Consider the following 17919-nt stretch of genomic DNA (forward strand, 5'->3'; position numbering starts at 1 on the left):
GCGACTTTCGCCATTGCTACAAAGCCATCATTCACGACCACGCAGCGTGCAATATCTATCACTTCAACACTTCGAACCTCTTGCTGGAAAAAGCTGGGTTTTCACTTTGAATCGCAAATTCAATCGTCGCCAGAAACTCCATTCTGCCTTGCCATAGCCGCGCCCAGCGCCCACGGACTGGACCACGCAGCGAAACACGCCACCGGCGCTGGCGTCAAAAATCTCGCCTTCTGCAGCATCAAAGCGCCGCGCGACTGGTTTTGCTGCGGCACATCCTAGATATCCTTGACCAGACGCAAAGCGTCATAAATGGCGGCATGGGTGTTGCGCGCCGATACGGCATCACCAATCCGGAACAACTGAAACCTCCCGCTTTCATTGCGTACCAAGGTTTGCGCTGTACCGGATATCAGCGCGTCATAGTCGACCTCGCCCATATTGGACGCCAGCGGCTTGAGATCAAAATACAGCCCGTCCAGCGGCATGGTGCCGTAGTTCACGACGACCTGATCAACCTCGACATCATAGGTGTGACCACTGTAATCGGTGCCGATGGTCGCGGTAAGAGTGTTGCCGCGCTGCGCGACGCCGATCAGACGGCGCGTGACGGTAAAGGTCACGTCCTTGTCCTGTAGCGCGCGCATATATGGCACCAAATTCATCGCCATCACATCCGGCGAAAAGGTACGATCTGGCGTCATGATCTCGACCGAGGCACCCGCGTTTGCAGCGATCTCTGCGGCTTGCAGCGCCGGATGATCGCCGCTTTCGTCATAGATCAGCAGTTTGCCTGCAGGTTTGACATCGCCCGAGATGATATCCCAAGCCGATACAACATGCGTCTGTTCGGTTTTCTGCTCGAAGAGTTCAAGGTTGGGGATACCCCCCGTCGCGACAATAACCACATCGGGGTCGAGGGCGGTAATGTCGTCGGCCTCTGCCCATGTGTTGAAGTGGAAGGTCACATCGCGCGCGGCACATTGGGACATGCGCCAATCGATGATCCCGATCATCTCGCGGCGGCGCGGCGACTGTGCTGTCAAACGCACCTGTCCACCGGGCTCTGCGGCGGCCTCGAAGACAGTCACGTCGTGGCCGCGTTCAGCCGCGACCCGTGCAGCCTCAAGTCCAGCCGGACCGGCGCCAACAATCACAATTTTCTTGGGTGTCACAGCTTTGGCAATGTCATGCGGCATTGTCAGTTCACGCCCGGTCGCCGCGTTATGGATGCACAGTGCCTCCCCTGCCTGATAAATCCGATCAAGGCAGTAGGTCGCGCCAACGCAGGGGCGAATGTCATCCTCGCGCCCTTCGATGATTTTCCGCACGATATGGGGGTCTGCCATATGCGCGCGGGTCATGCCCACCATATCCAGCAGCCCTGCCTGCACAGCATGGCGTGCGGTTGCCACATCAGGGATGCGGGCGGCGTGGAACGTCGGCATGCCCGTCGCCTTGCGCACCGTGCCCGCAAAGTCGAGGTGCGGCGCAGATTTCATGCCCTGAATAGGGATCATGTCCGTCATGGCAGGGTCGGTATGGATGCGGCCCCTGATGACATTCAGAAAATCGATCTGGCCCGTCGCAGCAAGGCGCTTGGAAATCTCCAAGCCTTCCTCGGGCGTGATGCCGCCTTTTTGCGCCTCGTCCGCAGTAAAGCGCAGACCAACGATGAATGCAGAGCCGACACGTTTGCGGATCGCCGCGACCACGTCCAACGGAAAACGCATCCGGTTCTCGAGCGTATCTGCACCATATGGGCCAGTCAGATCATTGGTCAGTGGCGACCAGAACTGGTCCAGCAGGTGGCCGTAAACCTGCAATTCGATCCCATCCATGCCGCCTGACTGCATCCGCTCGGCCGCATCTGCGAAATCGCTGATGATCCGTTCGATATCCCAGTCTTCGGCCAGCTTGGGAAAGGCGTGGTGCGCCGGTTCGCGATGTTTGGAGGACGACAGGGAGGGCAGCCAATCGCCTTTGTTCCATGTCGTGCGGCGGCCCAGATGCGTAAGCTGGATCATCACCGCGCACCCATGTTCGTGCACCGCGTCTGTCAGGTTCCGGATCCATGGCACGACCTCGTCCTTATAGGCGAGGATATTGTTGAACACCGGCGGGCTGTCACGGCTGACGGCGGCGGACCCCGCTGTCATCGCAAGGGCCACACCGGCCTTTGCCCGTTCCGCGTGATAGGCGGCGTAACGCTCTTTGGGCATACCGTCATGCGGATAGGCTGGCTCGTGACTGGTGGTCATGATGCGGTTGCGCAGCGTTAGGTGCTTGAGTTGGAAGGGCTGAAGCAATGGATCGGTGGACATCATGGCATCCTTGCAGGTTGATTCCTGACAGAAGTGTCAGGTCAGCATTTCCAGAATTGACACACCTGTCAAGTTCCCTAGAAATATCCCAATGCACAAGGATACTGTCATAAAGAACCGCGCCAACCGCGAGACCTGGATTGACGCCGCCTATACCCTCTTTGTCAACGACGGGATCGAGGCGGTGAAGATCATGCCGCTTGCGAAAACGCTCAACCTGACGCGCACGGGCTTCTATTGGCATTTCAAGGATCTGTCAGAGCTGCATGATGCGATCATCGAAATCTGGCAGACCCGCAACACAGGCATCATCCTTGAACGCTGCGCTGCACCCGCGCAAAGCCTTTGCGCGGCTCTCTTTAACCTCATCGATTGCTGGATCGACAATGATCTGTTTGATGCGCCGCTTGATCTTGCGATCCGCAACTGGGCGCGAAACGATGCGCGGTTGCAGGCCCTTGTCGACCAATCAGACGATTTGCGACTAGCGGCCGTCAAAGCCCTGTTTGTGCGGTTCGGCAGAACAGGTGATGCCGCCCATTACCGCGCGCTCACCGTGATCTTGACCCAGACCGGCTATTATTCGATGCATGTGTCAGAGCCACGTTTTCAACGGGCACGTGCTGGCTGCCACTATGTCGAGATATTCGCAGGCGAACCACCAAGCCAGTCAGAGATCGATACGTTCCTGGAACGCCATCAGGCCACGCCATTTTCCAGCATCTTGTCGAGCCCTTCGGTCAGGAACTCTCCAACCTCTGGCTGACCCGGAAGATAAAGGCTCACGAGCCCGTCAGGAGGCAATAGGTAAGCTTGGACAGGGCTGTTTCGAATGTCCCGATTTGAGGGGCCCTCGACCCCCGCTGTCACTCGGGCTGCCGCTCTTTTTCGTCGGACTTGGTAACACGGGTCTTGCCTGCGGGGCGTTCATGGGCGCGCTTGAGCTCGTCCTGCATGCCCAAGCACACCAATTCCGGACGCCCAAAAATGGGCGCCTGTGACCTTTCCTTTGTTGTACTTCAAGCGGCGCGCGGTCTTGTTAAGCCAGACTTATCAATATCCCAGTGCGCAACCGTCTTTGCGCGGATCGCTGCCGCCTTCCAGTACGCCGTCTTCGCGCAGAAGGATCGCCTGTGACCCGCCGATTGCCGTGTCGGGCCGCTGGACGTTGTGCCCCATTGCTGCCAGTTCGGCCTTGACCGCATCGCTATAGCCGTCCTCGACATTCAGCTTGTCGCCTTCGGCAAAGCAGCGCGGCGCGTCCATGGCACCTTGGGGTGACAGCCCGAAGTCGGTGACGTTCGTCACGAACCGTGCATGGCCCGTTGCCTGATACTGTCCGCCCATCACGCCGAATGGCATCATCACTTTGCCGTCTTTCTTCAGCATCGCGGGGATGATCGTGTGCATCGGGCGCTTGCCGGGGCCAACCTCGTTGGGGTGGCCTTGGGTCAGCGTAAAGCCCGCGCCACGGTTCTGGAACAGGATGCCGAATTTATCGGACGCAATACCCGAGCCGAAGGAATGGAAGACCGAATAGATCAGCGACACGCACATGCGGTCTTTGTCGACCACTGTGATGTAGATCGTGTCTTTGTGCACAGCTTCGGCCCCCGGCAGACCTGCGGGCATAGCTTTCTTGGGATCGATCAAAGCCGCCAGTTTTGCCGCCGTGTCAGCCGACGTCATGTGCTCGAGCCGTGTCATATAGTCCGGATCGGCCATAAAGCGGTTGCGCGTGTCATAGGCAAGCTTGGTCGCTTCGGCCTCGATATGGGCGCGCGCGGTCCCCCATGGGTCCATCCCGGCGATATCGAAATGCTTGAGGATGTTGAGCAGAAGGATCGCGGTCGCGCCCTGCCCGTTTGGCGGATGCTCGTAGAGGTCCAGACCGCCGTAACCACCGGTGATCGGATCGGTATAGTCGCAGGCGGTATTGGCGAAATCGTCCAGCGTATGGGTGCCGCCAAGGGCGTTCAGACTGGCAACCATGTCTTCGGCAACTTCGCCTTCGTAAAATCCGGCCCGTCCTTCGGTGGCGATACGGCGCAGCGCCTCTCCTTGTTGCGGGGCTTTGAAGACCTGACCCGGCTTTGGAGCCTGACCGTTCAGCAAGAACATATCGCGCGCGATGCCCGAGAGGTTGTCGATGGACCCGGCCCAGTCAGACGATACGCGGTCCGCCACGGGAATACCCGCATCTGCGTAATGGATCGCTGGCGCAAGTATGGCCTTTAGCCCCAGTTTGCCCCAGTCTTTGGACAGGCGGCAAAAGGCATCAACGGCCCCTGGAATGCTGACAGCATCAGCAGAATAGGGCGCAATCACCGGCCCTTTGGCGCGCAGTTTGTCAGCGTCAATTCCCGCAGGCGCGCGGCCAGACCCGTTCAGCGCCAGAACGCGGTCCTCGCCTGGTGGCGTGAAAAGCACAAAGCAATCGCCGCCGATCCCGGTCATTTGCGGTTCGCACTGGCCCAGCAGGACGGCTCCTGCGATGGCGGCGTCCATCGCGTTGCCACCTGCCTCCAGCATTTGGACCGCAACCTTGGCGGCCAAAGGGTGCGATGTCGCGCACATGCCGTTGGTGGCATAAACCGGTGACCGTCCCGGATGATGGAAATTGCGCATGTATCGTCCCCCCAAATTCTGTGTGCCGCCCAACGGTAGGACGTTCGCGCCTTTCTGCAATGTCGCAATGGCGGGCGCAAGATGGGTTTTCCTTTCGACAGCGCAAGCGTAGCCTGATGCATGCAACCTTTGGAGAACGGCGATATGCAAAAAGTTGTCATCACAGGTGCCGCCCGTACAGCGATGGGCGGCTTTCAGGGGGTCTTTTCGCAGGTCGATGCGCCGACTTTGGGCGGGGCCGCGATCAAGGCTGCCATGGAGGGCGCAGGCATCGCGACCGTGGACGAGGTTCTGATGGGCTGCGTGCTGCCCGCCGGCCAGGGGCAAGCGCCCGCGCGGCAGGCCGGATTTCTGGCCGGGCTGGACGACACCGTGCCTGCCACGACGCTGAACAAGATGTGCGGGTCCGGCATGAAGGCCGCAATGATCGCCTTTGACCAGATCGCAGGCGGCGGCGCGCAAGTGATGATCGCAGGCGGCATGGAAAGCATGACCAACGCCCCCTACCTTTTGCCCAAAATGCGCGGCGGCGCACGGATCGGCCATGCAGCAGTGCAGGACAGTATGTTTCTGGACGGGCTCGAAGATGCCTATGACAAAGGCCGCCTGATGGGCACATTCGCCGAGGATTGCGCCGAGAAATTCCAGTTTACGCGCGCCGCTCAGGACGACTATGCCTTGGGGTCATTGTCCAACGCATTGGCCGCTCAGGACAGCGCCGCCTTTGCTGCTGAGATCGCTTCGGTGGCCCTCAAGACCCGCACAGGAGAGGTTGTCATTGCCGCGGACGAGCAGCCCGCCAAAGCGCGGCCCGAGAAGATACCGACGCTCAAACCCGCTTTCCGCGACGGTGGCACGGTGACGGCCGCCAATTCATCCAGCATTTCCGACGGGGCAGCGGCCCTTGTGCTGGCCGATGCCGCAACCGCCGGACCGGGGCGCGCGACAATCCTTGGCCACGCGAGCCACGCACAAGCCCCGGGCTTGTTCACCACCGCCCCCGTCCCTGCCGCCCAAAAGCTGCTGGCCAAGATCGGTTGGTCCGTTGATGACGTGGACCTGTGGGAAGTGAATGAGGCCTTCGCCGTGGTTCCGATGGCGTTTATGCGCGAAATGGGCATCCCCCGCGCCAAGATGAACGTGAACGGCGGGGCCTGCGCTTTGGGACATCCGATTGGCGCATCTGGCGCGCGGATCATCGTCACACTGCTGCATGCGCTCGAAGCGCGCGGGCTGAAACGCGGGATCGCGGCGATTTGCATTGGCGGCGGTGAAGGCACGGCCATCGCGATCGAGCGGCCCTGATGCGCGGGGTCGTCTTGGTCGCGCACGGCGGGCCAGAGTGCCTTGTCTGGCGCGAGGATTTGCCGAAACCCGTGCCGCTTGCGGGCGAGGTGCTGATCCGCGTGGCGGCAGCAGGCGTGAACAATACCGATATCAATACCCGCGTCGGTTGGTACTCCAAAGGCGACAATGATGCAGACGATGCCAGTTGGACCGGTGGAGCGCTGGGACTGCCGCGCATTCAAGGGATTGATATCTGCGGGCATATCGTGGCGGTGGGCGAAAGCGTCGATCCGGCACGGATTGGTGAACGGGTTTTGGTCGAACCCTGCCTGACCGAAGCAAAAGGGCAGATGCGCGATCCCGCATGGTTTCTGGGTTCGGAATGTGACGGCGGATTTGCGGAGTACTGCGCTGTCGCCGCCCGCCACGCCTATGCCATCGACAGCCTGTTGACGGATACAGAACTTGCGTCGTTCCCCTGTTCTTATTCCACGGCCGAAAACATGCTGACCCGCACAGAGGTAAAGGCAGGCGATACCGTGCTGATTACAGGGGCGTCCGGCGGTGTCGGATCGGCGGCGATCCAACTGGCCAAGGCACGCGGCGCGAAAGTGATCGCCGTCACCAGCGCCAGCAAAGCCCAAGCGCTGCGTGATCTTGGAGCGGAGCGGACCATCGACCGTATCGCGGATTATGCGACAGAGCTTGGCGTCAACAGTGTCGATGTGGTGATTGATCTGGTCGGCGGTGCCAAATGGCCCGCCCTGCTGGACGTGCTGCGCCCGAAGGGGCGCTATGCGGTGTCAGGGGCTGTGGGCGGGCCGATTGTGCAACTTGATCTGCGGACGCTTTACCTCAAAGACCTGCGCTTTTTCGGCTGCACGGTTCTGGAACCCGAGGTGTTTGGCAACCTGATCAAACGGATCGAATCCGGCGCGATCCAGCCGCTTGTCTCTGCCGTTTTTCCTTTGCAGGATATCGCCACCGCACAGCTGGCCTTCGCGCAAAAGGACTATGTCGGTAAAATCGTGCTGACCGTGAGCCAAGACGCCAAAAGGACCGAATGATGCGTGTGAATTATGACGATCTGCACAGGACAATCGCGTCCCTGACCGAAGGGGAAACCGACGAGGTGGCGCTAATGGCCACCGTCGCCTGTGAGGTGCACCACAGCGACGACCGTTTCGATTGGACGGGGTTTTACAGGGTCACAGCCCCTGAATTGCTCAAGATCGGCCCCTATCAGGGTGGGCACGGCTGCCTTGTGATCCCGTTTTCGCGAGGCGTCTGCGGCGCTGCCGCGCGGACGGGACAGGTGCAACTGGTGCCGGATGTCGATGCGTTTCCGGGCCATATTGCCTGTGCCAGCAGTACAAAATCGGAACTGGTGTTGCCGGTTTATGACCGTGACGGCGCATTGATCGGCGTGTTCGACATCGACAGCGATCAGCCGGATATCTTTACCCAAGCTGACGTGGACGGGCTGCAAGCGATGCTGAAAATGGTTTTCGCCCGCTGATCTGAAAAAACCATTTTACGCGGCAAAGAATTCCCTGCTATGAAATTTCATGGGAATTTTTCACGAAGTGAGTCTCTTGGATAATCCGGTCACAGTGCCCACGCTGGGCGCTGACATCCGTGCCCTGCGCAAAGCGCGCGGTATGACTTTGGTGGATCTGGCAGATGCATTGGACCGCTCTGTTGGATGGCTGAGCCAGGTGGAACGCGACAAATCCCATCCTGCCATTGCCGATCTGGGACGGATGGCAGAACTGCTGGATGTGTCGATCTCCAGCTTTCTGCAGGTCGGTGCCGCACCGGAAGAAGAAGGCGTGATCGTGCGCGCCGATGCCCGCCGCCCCATCGGAAGCCGGACAGATGGTCTGACCGAGGCGCTCTTGTCGCCTGATCTGACCGATGATTTCGAAGTGATCCATTCCACCTTTGCACCGGGATCAAAGACCCAAGAACCGCAAAGCCGCCCTACTCAAGAGGTCTGCTACATTGTCACGGGCCGATTTGACCTGACAGTGGGCGAAAGGCATTTCAAACTGTCAGCCGGTGACAGTTTCCGCCTGCGCGGCGAACCCTTTCAGTGGTCCAACCCCTATGACACACCCTGCGAGATCATCTGGGTGATCTCGCCACCGATTTATTGAGGGGATGATGTACAAAGGAAGCTGTTTGTGTGGTGCCGTGGCCTTTGTCGCTGATGCGGCGGCGAAAGACCCCGCCGCCTGCCACTGCACCCAATGCCGCAAGCAATCCGGCCACTATTGGGCCGCGATGCAAGTGCCGGATGACGCGCTGACCGTAACGGGCGAGGTCCGCTGGTACGAAGCCAGCCCCGTCGCCAAACGCGGGTTCTGCCCTGTCTGCGGGTCTTTCCTGTTCTGGAAAGGCTATGATGACCCCGACACAGGCATAGCCCTTGGCGCATTGGACGGGCCGACAGGCCTGCGGCTCGAACGCCACATCTTTACCGCCGACAAAGGCGATTACTACGACATTGCGGACGCGGTCCCACAAGAGGAGCAAGAAACATGAGCGATTTTCCTACATCGGCCCGCGTGGTCATTATCGGTGGCGGTGTTGTCGGCGTCTCGACCCTTTATCACCTTGCCAAGAAAGGGTGGACCGACTGCGTTCTGCTGGAAAAGAACGAATTGACCGCAGGCTCCACGTGGCATGCCGCGGGCAACTGCCCGTCGTTCAGCACCTCCTGGGCGGTGATGAACATGCAGCGCTATTCGCTGGGCCTTTATAAGGGGTTGGCCGCCGAGGTCGATTATCCGATGAACTACCACGTCACAGGTTCCATCCGTTTGGCCCATTCCAAGGAACGTATGCAGGAATTCGCCCGCGCGATGGGCATGGGCAATTATCAGGGGCTGTCGCTGGCGCTGATGACACCGGATGAGGCGCAGGAAAAATATCCCTTCCTCGAAACGCATGATCTGCAAGGCGCGCTTTATGATCCCGATGACGGTGACATTGACCCTGCGCAGCTGACCCAAGCGCTTGCCAAGGGCGCCCGTCAGATGGGCGCGCGGATCGAGCGGTTCTGCGGGGCCACGGGTGTCACCCAACAACCCAACGGCACATGGATCGTTCATACCGAAAAGGGCGATATCGCTTGCGAGAAAGTGGTCAACTCTGCCGGATACTACGCCCAGCGCGTTGGCGAATGGTTCAAGCCTTATGGCGGGCGCACCGTGCCGATGGTGACGATGTCGCACCAGTATTTCCTGACCGAGGAAATCCCCGAACTGAAGGCTTGGACAGAGGCGAACGGTCACAAGGTACCGCTGCTGCGTGATGTGGATAGCTCTTATTATCTGCGCCAAGATAAGAACGGCCTGAACCTTGGCCCCTACGAGCGTAACTGCAAGGCCCATTGGGTCACGCCCGATGATCCGCTGCCCGATGATTTCAGCTTCCAGCTTTACCCTGACGATCTGGAGCGGCTGGAATGGTATATCGAAGATGCGATGGCCCGCGTGCCGATCCTTGGGACTGCAGGTGTGGGGCGTGTCATCAACGGCCCGATCCCATATGCGCCTGACGGGCTGCCGCTGATCGGCCCCATGCCCGGTGTGAAAAACGCCTATGAGGCTTGTGTCTTTACCTTTGGCATCACCCAAGGCGGTGGCGCAGGCAAGGTCGCTGCCGAATGGATCGTGGATGGCCAGACCGAGTGGGATATGTGGTCTTGCGATCCGCGTCGCTATACCGATTATACCGATCACGACTATTGCTACGCCAAGGCAATGGAAACCTACGGCCATGAATACGCCATGCATTTCCCGCACAAGGCATGGCCTGCGGGACGCGACAAAAAGCTGTCACCTGTGCATGACAAGGTTATCGCCCAAGGCGGCGTCATGGGGGCCTATAACGGTTGGGAACGCGCCAACTGGTTCGCCAAAGACGGCGACGATACAACGCCCGAAGGGTCGGCCACATGGGACCGCAACGGCCCTTGGGCCCCACGTGTGAAGGCCGAGTGCGAGGCGGTGCGCGACGGCGTGGGCGTGCTGGACCTGCCCGGGTTTTCGCGCTTCAACCTGTCGGGGACGGGTGCTGCAGACTTCTTGCGCGGGCGGATCACCGGCGGCTTGCCCAAGATTGGCCGCATGAACCTTGCCTATTTTGCCGATACGCGCGGGCGCATCCTGACCGAGATGTCGGTGATGCGGCATGCAGAAGATCATTTCACACTGATCACCGCAGCTGTGGCCCAGTGGCATGACTTTGATGTCCTGAACAACGATCTGCCGGCAGGGCTGACCCTGACCGATCACACGACAGAATACTCCACCCTGATCGTCACAGGACCAAAAGCACGCGACCTGTTCGAAACACTTGGGACAGAGGCCGATCTATCCGCAGGCTGGCTGAGCCACCAACCAGCAAAGGTTGCAGGCCATGATTGCGCCCTGGCCCGCGTCAGTTTTGCCGGTGAACTGGGCTGGGAAATCCATGCCGCCAACGCAAACATGCCCGCGCTTTATGATGCGGTCTTGGGTGCAGGTGCTGTGCCTTTCGGGATGTTTGCGCTGAATGCACTGCGGCTGGAAAAAGGCTATCGCGCATGGAAGGGCGACCTCAGCACGGATTATTCGATGCTACAGGGCGGGCTGGACCGTTTCGTGAAATTCGACAAGGCAGAGGATTTCCCGGGCAAGGCGGCGCTTCTCTCAGAAAAGCAGTCGGGCGTGACCAAGCGTTTTGTCACTCTCACCCTTGATGCACCGGGGGACGCTGACGCGCCTTATATGTCGACGATCTGGTCAGGTGATACGGTTGTGGGTGAAACCACGTCGGGGGGATGGGGCTACCGCGTGAACAAATCCATCGCGCTGGGGATGCTGCGTGCAGATCTGGCTATGGCTGGCGCAAAGGTCGAGGTGGATATCTACGGCGAACGCTTTGCCGCGACCGTCCACGAAGACCAACCGCTTTGGGACCCCGAAAATGCACGCATCCGCGCCTGAGACTTCCGGCGCGGCCAACACCGCAACAATGATATTTTCGGAGCCTTATCCATGACGGATATTACCCTTCTCGATGGCGGCATGGGACAAGAACTGGTGCATCGCGCCGGCGATAAACCCACCCCGCTTTGGTCTACCCAAGTGATGATCGACCATCCGGGTCTGGTGGCGCAGGTCCACGCGGATTACCGCGCGGCGGGCGCAACCGTGCATACCACCAACACCTATGCGATCCACCACGACAGGCTGGCGGGCACCGGGCTGGAGGACCAGTTCGAGGCGCTGCATCACGCCGCGATCAAAGAGGCGCAAGGCACGGGGCGGATTGCCGGATCCATCGGGCCTCTGATTGCGTCTTACCGGCCCGATATCCACCCTGCCCATGACGTGGCCGTGCCGCTTTATGCGGAAATCGCACGGCTTCTGGCACCGCATGTCGATCTGATTGTCTTCGAAACGGTCGCCTCAGTCGCCCATGCGCGCGCCGCGATGGAGGCGGCCTTGCCCACAGGCAAACCGATCTGGCTGTCGATCACGATTGATGATGAAGACGGCAGCAAACTGCGCTCGGGCGAGGCCGTGGCGGATATCTTGCCAGTGGTGGAAGGTGCCGCGGCGCTTTTGGCAAATTGCGCCGCCCCGGAGGCGATGGCCGCCGCGATGGATGCTTTTGCCAAAGGCCCCCTGCCGTTCGGAGCCTATGCCAACGGGTTCACGCAGATCACCAATGAATTCCTCAAAGACAAACCCACGGTCGATGCCCTCTCCGCCCGCCGCGATCTGGGGCCGGAAGCCTATGCGACCTTTGCCATGGGCTGGATCGGGCAAGGGGCGACCATCGTTGGCGGCTGCTGCGAAGTCGGCCCTGCCCATATCGCCAAACTGGCCGAGACGATCCGCGCGGCTGGCCACACTATCGTTTAACCCAAAGGACCCGTCTCATGGCACAACTTCCCGCACAGGCCCGTGTCGTTATCATCGGTGGTGGAGTCATCGGCTGCTCTGTCGCCTATCACCTGACAAAATTAGGCTGGAAGGATGTGGTTTTGCTGGAACGCAAACAACTGACATCCGGCACGACATGGCACGCGGCAGGGCTGATCGGGCAGCTGCGTGCCACGGCGAATATGACAAAGCTCGCGAAATACAGCCAAGAGCTCTATGGCAGTCTGGAAGAAGAAACCGGCGTTGCCACAGGGTTCAAGCGTGTCGGGTCCATCACTGTCGCCTTGACCGAAGACCGGCGCGAAGAGATTTATCGCGGGGCCGCCATGGCCCGCGCCTTTGGCGTCGAAGTCGAGGAAATCTCGCCCGCCGAGGTCCACGCCCGCTATGAACACCTGAACATCGAAGGGGTGACTGGCGGCGTTTACCTGCCACGCGACGGGCAAGGGGACCCTGCCAATATTGCGCTCGCCCTTGCCAAGGGCGCACGCCAGCGCGGCGCAGTTGTAGCCGAACGCACCAAGGTCACTGCGATCAATCGCACAGGTCGCCGCGTGACATCGGTTGACTGGCAGACCGAAACCGAGAGCGGCACGATCGCCTGCGATATGATCGTGAATTGCGCCGGCATGTGGGGCCACGAAGTTGGCCGCATGGCGGGCGTGAACGTCCCCCTGCACGCCTGCGAACATTTCTATATTGTGACAGAGCCGATCCCCGGCCTGACCCAGATGCCGGTTTTGCGCGTGCCGGATGAATGCGCCTATTACAAGGAAGATGCGGGCAAATACCTTTTGGGCGCGTTCGAGCCCAACGCCAAACCGTGGGGGATGGGTGGCATCCCCGAGGGTTTCGAATTTGACCAACTGCCCGAGGATTTCGACCATTTCGAGCCGATACTGGAAGCAGCAGTCAACCGCGTGCCGATGCTGGCCGAGGCGGGAATCCATACATTCTTCAACGGACCCGAAAGCTTTACCCCCGATGATGCCTATCACCTTGGGCTGACGCCCGAGATGGACAACGTCTGGGTCGCCGCCGGTTTCAATTCTATCGGTATTCAATCCGCTGGCGGCGCTGGCATGGCCTTGTCGCAATGGATGGATGCGGGCGAAAAACCCTTTGATCTGGGCGATGTGGATATCAGCCGGATGCAGCCGTTTCAGGGGAATAAAACCTACCTGTTCGAGCGGTCAAAGGAAACGCTTGGCCTGCTTTATGCCGACCACTTCCCTTACCGCCAAAAGGCTACCGCACGCGGGATCAGGCGCACGCCATTCCATCAGCATTTGCTGAATAATGGGGCTGTGATGGGCGAACTGGCAGGCTGGGAGCGGGCGAATTGGTACGCCAATGAGGGGCAGACCCCGGAATACGCATACTCTTGGAAGCGGCAGAATTTCTTTGGCAATGTCGCAGCCGAACTGAATGCGATCCGGACGAATGTGGGCATGTATGACATGTCCTCTTTCGGGAAAGTCCGCGTCGAGGGGCGGGATGCGATGGCCTTTCTCAACCACATCGGGGGTGGCGATTATGACGTTCCCGTCGGCAAGATCGTCTATACCCAATTCCTCAACAATCACGCCGGGATCGAAGCGGATGTGACCGTCACCCGCTTGTCTGAAACCGCCTATCTGGTCGTTACGCCAGCCGCGACACGTCTGGCCGATCAAGTCTGGATGCAGCGCAATCAGGGCGATTTCAACGTCGTCATCACCGATGTGACAGCCGGCGAAGGCGTTCTGGCGGTGATGGGGCCGAACAGTCGCAAGCTCTTGGAAAAAGTATCGCCCGCCGATTTCTCGAACGCGCATAACCCTTTCGGGACCGCGCAAGAGATCGAGATCGGGATGGGGCTCGCCCGGGTGCACCGCGTCACTTACGTGGGCGAGCTGGGCTGGGAGGTTTATACCTCTGCCGACATGGCGGGCCATGTGTTCGAAGTGCTGCATGCGGCAGGGCAGGACATGGGGCTGAAGCTCTGCGGCATGCACATGATGGATGCCGCACGGATGGAAAAAGGCTTCCGCCATTTCGGGCATGACATCACATCAGAGGATCATGTGCTGGAGGCCGGACTGGGCTTTGCCGTGAAAACCGACAAGCCCGCCTTTATCGGCCGTGATGCCGTTCTGCGCAAGCGCGATGCTGGGCTGGAGCGCCGTCTGATGCAGTTCAAGCTGACTGACCCCGAACCGTTGCTCTACCATAATGAACCGGTGTTGCGGGATGGCAAGGTGGTCGGGCATCTGACGTCAGGCGGCTACGGGCATCATGTTGGCGGCGCGCTTGGCATGGGCTATGTGCCCTGCAAGGGCGAAAGCGTGGCCGACCTGCTGGCCAGCACCTTCGAGATTGATGTGATGGGAACACGGGTCAAGGCCGCGGCGCAGTTGAAGCCGTTCTATGATCCGACCGGAGAACGGGCAAAAGCATAGTTGGGTTTGAAAGGCACACGGATTGCCTAGGGATAGCTCCCTTGGCGCTTGGATGAATTGGCTGACTCTGGATCGTATCGCAACAAGCGGCAGGATCGAGCCTTTTTCAAATGCGGCGAAGAATTCAAACGACCGCTGAAGGAAAATCAAGTCCACGCACTATGCCGCCCCGCCGGTCAAATCTTCGGCTAGCATCATCGCGTTACCATCCGGGTCATAGAAAGTTGCTGTCTTTACCATGCCCTCGACGACATCAGTTTCGCCGTCAAATTTCACCTTGGCCTGTTCCAGTTTTTGCCTCGCCGTATCTAGATCAGCGATGCCGAAAACGGGAACGCAGTTTCCCGGCGCCGGCTTGGTATGCTCACCCAATCCAATCGTCACTCCAGTGACATTTGTTTGAAGCTCTGACCATCCCGCCTCATCTGCATGGTAGATAGTGTCAAATCCAAGCATCTTGCCATACCACTCGGCGCTTGCATGGCGATCTTTGACCGAAAGCGCGATAGTGATAGTCTTTTCCAACGAAATAAGAGACACGGCCTTCCCCTTTTCTTAAATGTATACTAACTATACTTTATGGACATTGAGACCTTTGTCAACACCACCTCAAGAGCTTGGGCCATACCCATATTGGCGAACCTGCACGCAGGCATCGCCGCGCGACAGGCGCCGCTGTTGGCAGCAACCGGCGCGAGCAGGACTGCTTTTGCGCAAAGCATGGAACACTTGATCTCTATAAGATTGTTGGAACGAAACCCCGGTTATGGCCATCCGTTGCGTCCGGAGTTTCGTCTTACAAAGCTTGGCGTTTCCGCCGCGGCCATCGCCCACAGAATTCAAAGCATCACTGCTGAAGAAGATCAGGATTTGCTTCGCCGCTCATGGACGTTGCCGGTGCTGGCGGCAATCCACAGGCCAAGCCACTTCAATGATATCAAACGAAACCTGCGGACGATTTCGGATCGCGCCTTGTCGCAATCGTTGAAAGCCATGGAAACGAGAAGCTGGGTGCAGCGCAACGTTGACGAGGCAGCGCGCCCGCCCAGATCCATCTATTGTGCAGTGAACACTGGCGGATTGATAAGCAGTGTCGCGGCGTCAGAAATCATCTTTTTCTAGCATACTCAGCCGCTCGTTGAGAAAGAGCCTTGAGTTGAACAAGATCGGCGAAAGTTAGTCCTTAGCTACACCTGTCAACTCAGTCATCTATTGATTTATGGAAATTGTAGAAGCTCGAAATGCATGGCTCAAATTCTGTGTCAGCGTCAACCATGCCAATATCCATCCCGGTTTGTCCCGCATAACAGACAGCTCACCCGTCCCCGCCCAGTTCCTCCCAAATCTCGCGCACCCACGCCATGATCACCTGCGCCTCTTCCCAGCGGTTCGACATCTCGCGCCCGTCCGGTCCGGTCATTGCGTATTCGGGCGGACCGAGTTCACAGACAAAGATGCAATCGCCCGACGCATTCCGCGCCCGCCAGTCCGCGATCCCTTCGCGCCACCAGCCTTTGAACAGGTTCACCCATTTCTGATGCTGCGGAAAATCCAGTTGCAACTGGATCTGCTGGCGTGACGCCACGCGCCCTTGAAAGCTGTCCGAGCGCTGCAAAATCCGGCTCATCAGTCCCAAGTCATGCTCTGACAGCGGAAACCAGAATTCACGGTCCACGACGTAATGCGACAGGTCCGCGCAAATCCGCATGTCGGGGATGCGGTCAAGCAGTTGCAGCGTCGTATAAAGGTCGTTGGTGATGCAATTACGATGTGTCTCGAACTGAACCGGCACGCCGACCCGGTCAGCCATGCCCATCCATGTCTCGATCACCGGCACCATGTCGTCCAGCGCTATGGGCATGACCTGCCCGATCACATCGACAAAAGGCGCGCCAAAATCAGCGGCCATATGCAGCGTGTCTTCTAGGCTTTCGATCGTCTTGGGAAAGGCCACGATCAGCGGCGTCAGATTATTCGCCTGCATATAGGGCCGCACGGCATGGGCGACCGCCACGTCAGAGGCGCCCAGATCAATCGCCATTCCGTCAAAGCCAGCACCTGCAACCATCTCGCAGACCTGATTATAGGGCAGTTTAACCCCCGTCTGGTCATGGGGCTGCATCGCCCAAAGCGAGGTATAGACCTGTAGCCGCCTCACTCTGCAGGCATCCGCGTGACGCGGCCACCGGCGCGGGGGATGACCCAGACCTCGTCCATCGGGTATTGGCTCTCGTCCTTGGCCATCAGTTTGCCGATCACTTCGATCTGGAATTCGATCCAGCCCATGCGATGGACTTCGCCCGCTTTCTCCTCGATCCGGTCGTTCAGATCGCGCAGCTTCCAGAAGGGGACCGCCGGAAAGGTGTGATGCGCGGTGTGATAAGGCATCTGCCAGCACAGCCAGCGCTGCACCGCATTGGCGCGGGTCGAGCGTGTATTTTCGAGGATATCGTTTTCATGGGACAGTCCCAGATGTTCGATGGTGTTCTGGAGCTGATGCACAGGCTTGGTCAGGATCATCGGGATGATCCAGAAGGTCAGCGCGGCCCACGACCCCGCCGCCAGCGAGATCAGGGCGATCAGGCCGTAGCCCATGACATGGTACCGGCTTTCGCGGATGATCTTGGCTTCTTCCTCGGCCCGGATAAACGGCTCGATAATGATCCCGCGCGCGCGCCGTACAGTGCCGAAAACGCGGTTGCGCCAATAGGTGATCCCACTGAGCCACAAGAGGTAAGTGGTCAGCGTATAAGGTTCGCGCACCAGTTCGCCATCGCGGTCCCAGTCTTGGGTGTACTGGTGATGCGCGAAATGCATGACCTGATCGAAGTCGCGCGGGAAAATCTGGATGAACCCGATGATCCGGCCGAAGATTTCGTTCAGTTTACGGGTCTTGAACACGGTCGCGTGGCTCAGTTCGTGTTGAGCGGCGTAAAGGAAGTTCAGCAAGACGCCCAAGGCAAAGCCTGTCACCCAGACCCACCCAGTGCCCATCGCCTGCGCATGCAGGACCCCAACACCAAAGATTGCCCCCATGTGGCTGGCCATTTGCAGCCCGCCACGCAGGTCGGACCGTTCGGACAGGGTCCGCAACTCTGTCGGTGTCAGCAATTGGCGGCGGGAAAAGCTGGCTTCCATTGTTTTCTCCATTCCTCTGCGCAAATCCTAACGGGTCTGTCGTGCAACGCAAATGTTAACGGTGTGTTTTCTCGTATGTCCGGCTGTCTGATGCTCTGGTTGCACGCCCGTGTCACATGACGTCACGTTGAGGGTGACGGACGCGTCAACTTTCGCCATGAT

16 protein-coding genes are annotated in these 17919 nt (G+C 59.2%); 11 read left to right on the plus strand and 5 right to left on the minus strand.

The genetic code is table 11. The features are described 5' to 3' along the window. On the plus strand, positions 1-279 hold a 279-nt coding region (locus NWQ23_RS16150), incomplete at its 5' end, for a hypothetical protein (RefSeq protein ID WP_306167420.1). On the opposite strand, the gene NWQ23_RS16155 is transcribed toward NWQ23_RS16150, so the two are convergent. Beyond that, positions 276-2321, minus strand: a complete 2046-nt coding sequence (locus NWQ23_RS16155; protein WP_306167421.1) for an NADH:flavin oxidoreductase — start codon at positions 2319-2321, stop codon at positions 276-278. The genes NWQ23_RS16150 and NWQ23_RS16155 overlap by 4 nt on opposite strands. 91 nt (positions 2322-2412) lie before the next feature. Between NWQ23_RS16155 and NWQ23_RS16160 the strand changes: the two genes are divergently transcribed. Further along, on the plus strand, positions 2413-3087 hold the full coding sequence (locus NWQ23_RS16160; RefSeq protein WP_306167422.1) for a TetR/AcrR family transcriptional regulator: 675 nt from the start codon (positions 2413-2415) through the stop codon (positions 3085-3087). A 287-nt stretch (positions 3088-3374) separates the two neighbouring features. Here NWQ23_RS16160 and NWQ23_RS16165 read toward each other — a convergent pair whose 3' ends face one another. After that, complete coding sequence (locus NWQ23_RS16165) at positions 3375-4949, minus strand: gamma-glutamyltransferase family protein (RefSeq protein WP_306167423.1); 1575 nt, start codon at positions 4947-4949, stop codon at positions 3375-3377. A 144-nt stretch (positions 4950-5093) separates the two neighbouring features. On the opposite strand from NWQ23_RS16165, the gene NWQ23_RS16170 reads away from it, so the two are divergent. From NWQ23_RS16170 to NWQ23_RS16205, 8 genes are read left to right on the plus strand one after another with little or no spacing between them, the layout of a single operon-like run. After that, positions 5094-6254 (plus strand): acetyl-CoA C-acyltransferase, encoded by a 1161-nt coding sequence (locus NWQ23_RS16170; RefSeq protein ID WP_306167424.1) that lies wholly within the window; start codon positions 5094-5096, stop codon positions 6252-6254. After that, complete coding sequence (locus tag NWQ23_RS16175; RefSeq protein ID WP_306167425.1) at positions 6254-7303, plus strand: alcohol dehydrogenase family protein; 1050 nt, start codon at positions 6254-6256, stop codon at positions 7301-7303. Before NWQ23_RS16170 ends, NWQ23_RS16175 begins: the two co-directional genes overlap by 1 nt. Continuing rightward, positions 7303-7755, plus strand: coding sequence for a GAF domain-containing protein (locus NWQ23_RS16180; RefSeq protein ID WP_306167426.1), 453 nt, complete (start codon positions 7303-7305; stop codon positions 7753-7755). The genes NWQ23_RS16175 and NWQ23_RS16180 overlap by 1 nt, the downstream gene beginning before the upstream one ends. Positions 7756-7804: 49 nt before the next feature. Further along, positions 7805-8395 carry a helix-turn-helix domain-containing protein gene (locus NWQ23_RS16185; RefSeq protein WP_306167427.1) on the plus strand — a complete coding sequence of 197 codons (591 nt, stop codon included), beginning with the start codon at positions 7805-7807 and terminating at the stop codon, positions 8393-8395. 7 nt (positions 8396-8402) lie between these two features. Further along, complete coding sequence (locus NWQ23_RS16190; RefSeq protein WP_306167428.1) at positions 8403-8783, plus strand: GFA family protein; 381 nt, start codon at positions 8403-8405, stop codon at positions 8781-8783. Further along, positions 8780-11233, plus strand: a complete 2454-nt coding sequence (locus NWQ23_RS16195) for an FAD-dependent oxidoreductase (protein WP_306167429.1) — start codon at positions 8780-8782, stop codon at positions 11231-11233. Before NWQ23_RS16190 ends, NWQ23_RS16195 begins: the two co-directional genes overlap by 4 nt. 51 nt (positions 11234-11284) lie before the next feature. Further along, a complete protein-coding gene (locus NWQ23_RS16200) occupies positions 11285-12157 on the plus strand; it encodes a homocysteine S-methyltransferase family protein (RefSeq protein WP_306167430.1) in 873 nt (290 codons plus the stop codon). Between the two features lie 17 nt (positions 12158-12174). Continuing rightward, on the plus strand, positions 12175-14619 hold the full coding sequence (locus NWQ23_RS16205; RefSeq protein ID WP_306167431.1) for an FAD-dependent oxidoreductase: 2445 nt from the start codon (positions 12175-12177) through the stop codon (positions 14617-14619). 159 nt (positions 14620-14778) lie between these two features. Here NWQ23_RS16205 and NWQ23_RS16210 read toward each other — a convergent pair whose 3' ends face one another. Beyond that, complete coding sequence (locus NWQ23_RS16210) at positions 14779-15159, minus strand: VOC family protein (RefSeq protein WP_306167432.1); 381 nt, start codon at positions 15157-15159, stop codon at positions 14779-14781. A 39-nt stretch (positions 15160-15198) separates the two neighbouring features. Between NWQ23_RS16210 and NWQ23_RS16215 the strand changes: the two genes are divergently transcribed. Continuing rightward, positions 15199-15741 (plus strand): helix-turn-helix domain-containing protein, encoded by a 543-nt coding sequence (locus tag NWQ23_RS16215; protein WP_306167433.1) that lies wholly within the window; start codon positions 15199-15201, stop codon positions 15739-15741. Between the two features lie 193 nt (positions 15742-15934). Here the strand turns inward: NWQ23_RS16215 and NWQ23_RS16220 are convergent, their stop codons facing one another. Together NWQ23_RS16220 and NWQ23_RS16225 are read right to left on the minus strand one after the other, a co-directional pair. Beyond that, the gene (locus tag NWQ23_RS16220) at positions 15935-16777 is read right to left on the minus strand and encodes a sugar phosphate isomerase/epimerase (RefSeq protein ID WP_306167434.1); all 843 of its coding nucleotides are present in this window, start codon (positions 16775-16777) and stop codon (positions 15935-15937) included. Further along, positions 16774-17769, minus strand: a complete 996-nt coding sequence (locus tag NWQ23_RS16225; protein ID WP_306167435.1) for a fatty acid desaturase — start codon at positions 17767-17769, stop codon at positions 16774-16776. Before NWQ23_RS16225 ends, NWQ23_RS16220 begins: the two co-directional genes overlap by 4 nt. Positions 17770-17919 lie beyond the last annotated feature (150 nt).

This window comes from Yoonia sp. (genome assembly GCF_030731595.1).
Classification (GTDB): Bacteria; Pseudomonadota; Alphaproteobacteria; order Rhodobacterales; family Rhodobacteraceae; genus Yoonia.

What these genes read in the sequence shown, in the direction of transcription:
- NWQ23_RS16155 (WP_306167421.1), bottom strand. Translation starts at nt 2,321, where the DNA reads ATGTCCACCGATCCATTGCTTCAGCCCTTCCAACTCAAGCACCTAACG.
- NWQ23_RS16160 (WP_306167422.1), top strand. Translation starts at nt 2,413, where the DNA reads ATGCACAAGGATACTGTCATAAAGAACCGCGCCAACCGCGAGACCTGG.
- NWQ23_RS16165 (WP_306167423.1), bottom strand. Translation starts at nt 4,949, where the DNA reads ATGCGCAATTTCCATCATCCGGGACGGTCACCGGTTTATGCCACCAAC.
- NWQ23_RS16170 (WP_306167424.1), top strand. Translation starts at nt 5,094, where the DNA reads ATGCAAAAAGTTGTCATCACAGGTGCCGCCCGTACAGCGATGGGCGGC.
- NWQ23_RS16175 (WP_306167425.1), top strand. Translation starts at nt 6,254, where the DNA reads ATGCGCGGGGTCGTCTTGGTCGCGCACGGCGGGCCAGAGTGCCTTGTC.
- NWQ23_RS16180 (WP_306167426.1), top strand. Translation starts at nt 7,303, where the DNA reads ATGCGTGTGAATTATGACGATCTGCACAGGACAATCGCGTCCCTGACC.
- NWQ23_RS16185 (WP_306167427.1), top strand. Translation starts at nt 7,805, where the DNA reads ATGGGAATTTTTCACGAAGTGAGTCTCTTGGATAATCCGGTCACAGTG.
- NWQ23_RS16190 (WP_306167428.1), top strand. Translation starts at nt 8,403, where the DNA reads ATGTACAAAGGAAGCTGTTTGTGTGGTGCCGTGGCCTTTGTCGCTGAT.
- NWQ23_RS16195 (WP_306167429.1), top strand. Translation starts at nt 8,780, where the DNA reads ATGAGCGATTTTCCTACATCGGCCCGCGTGGTCATTATCGGTGGCGGT.
- NWQ23_RS16200 (WP_306167430.1), top strand. Translation starts at nt 11,285, where the DNA reads ATGACGGATATTACCCTTCTCGATGGCGGCATGGGACAAGAACTGGTG.
- NWQ23_RS16205 (WP_306167431.1), top strand. Translation starts at nt 12,175, where the DNA reads ATGGCACAACTTCCCGCACAGGCCCGTGTCGTTATCATCGGTGGTGGA.
- NWQ23_RS16215 (WP_306167433.1), top strand. Translation starts at nt 15,199, where the DNA reads ATGGACATTGAGACCTTTGTCAACACCACCTCAAGAGCTTGGGCCATA.
- NWQ23_RS16225 (WP_306167435.1), bottom strand. Translation starts at nt 17,769, where the DNA reads ATGGAGAAAACAATGGAAGCCAGCTTTTCCCGCCGCCAATTGCTGACA.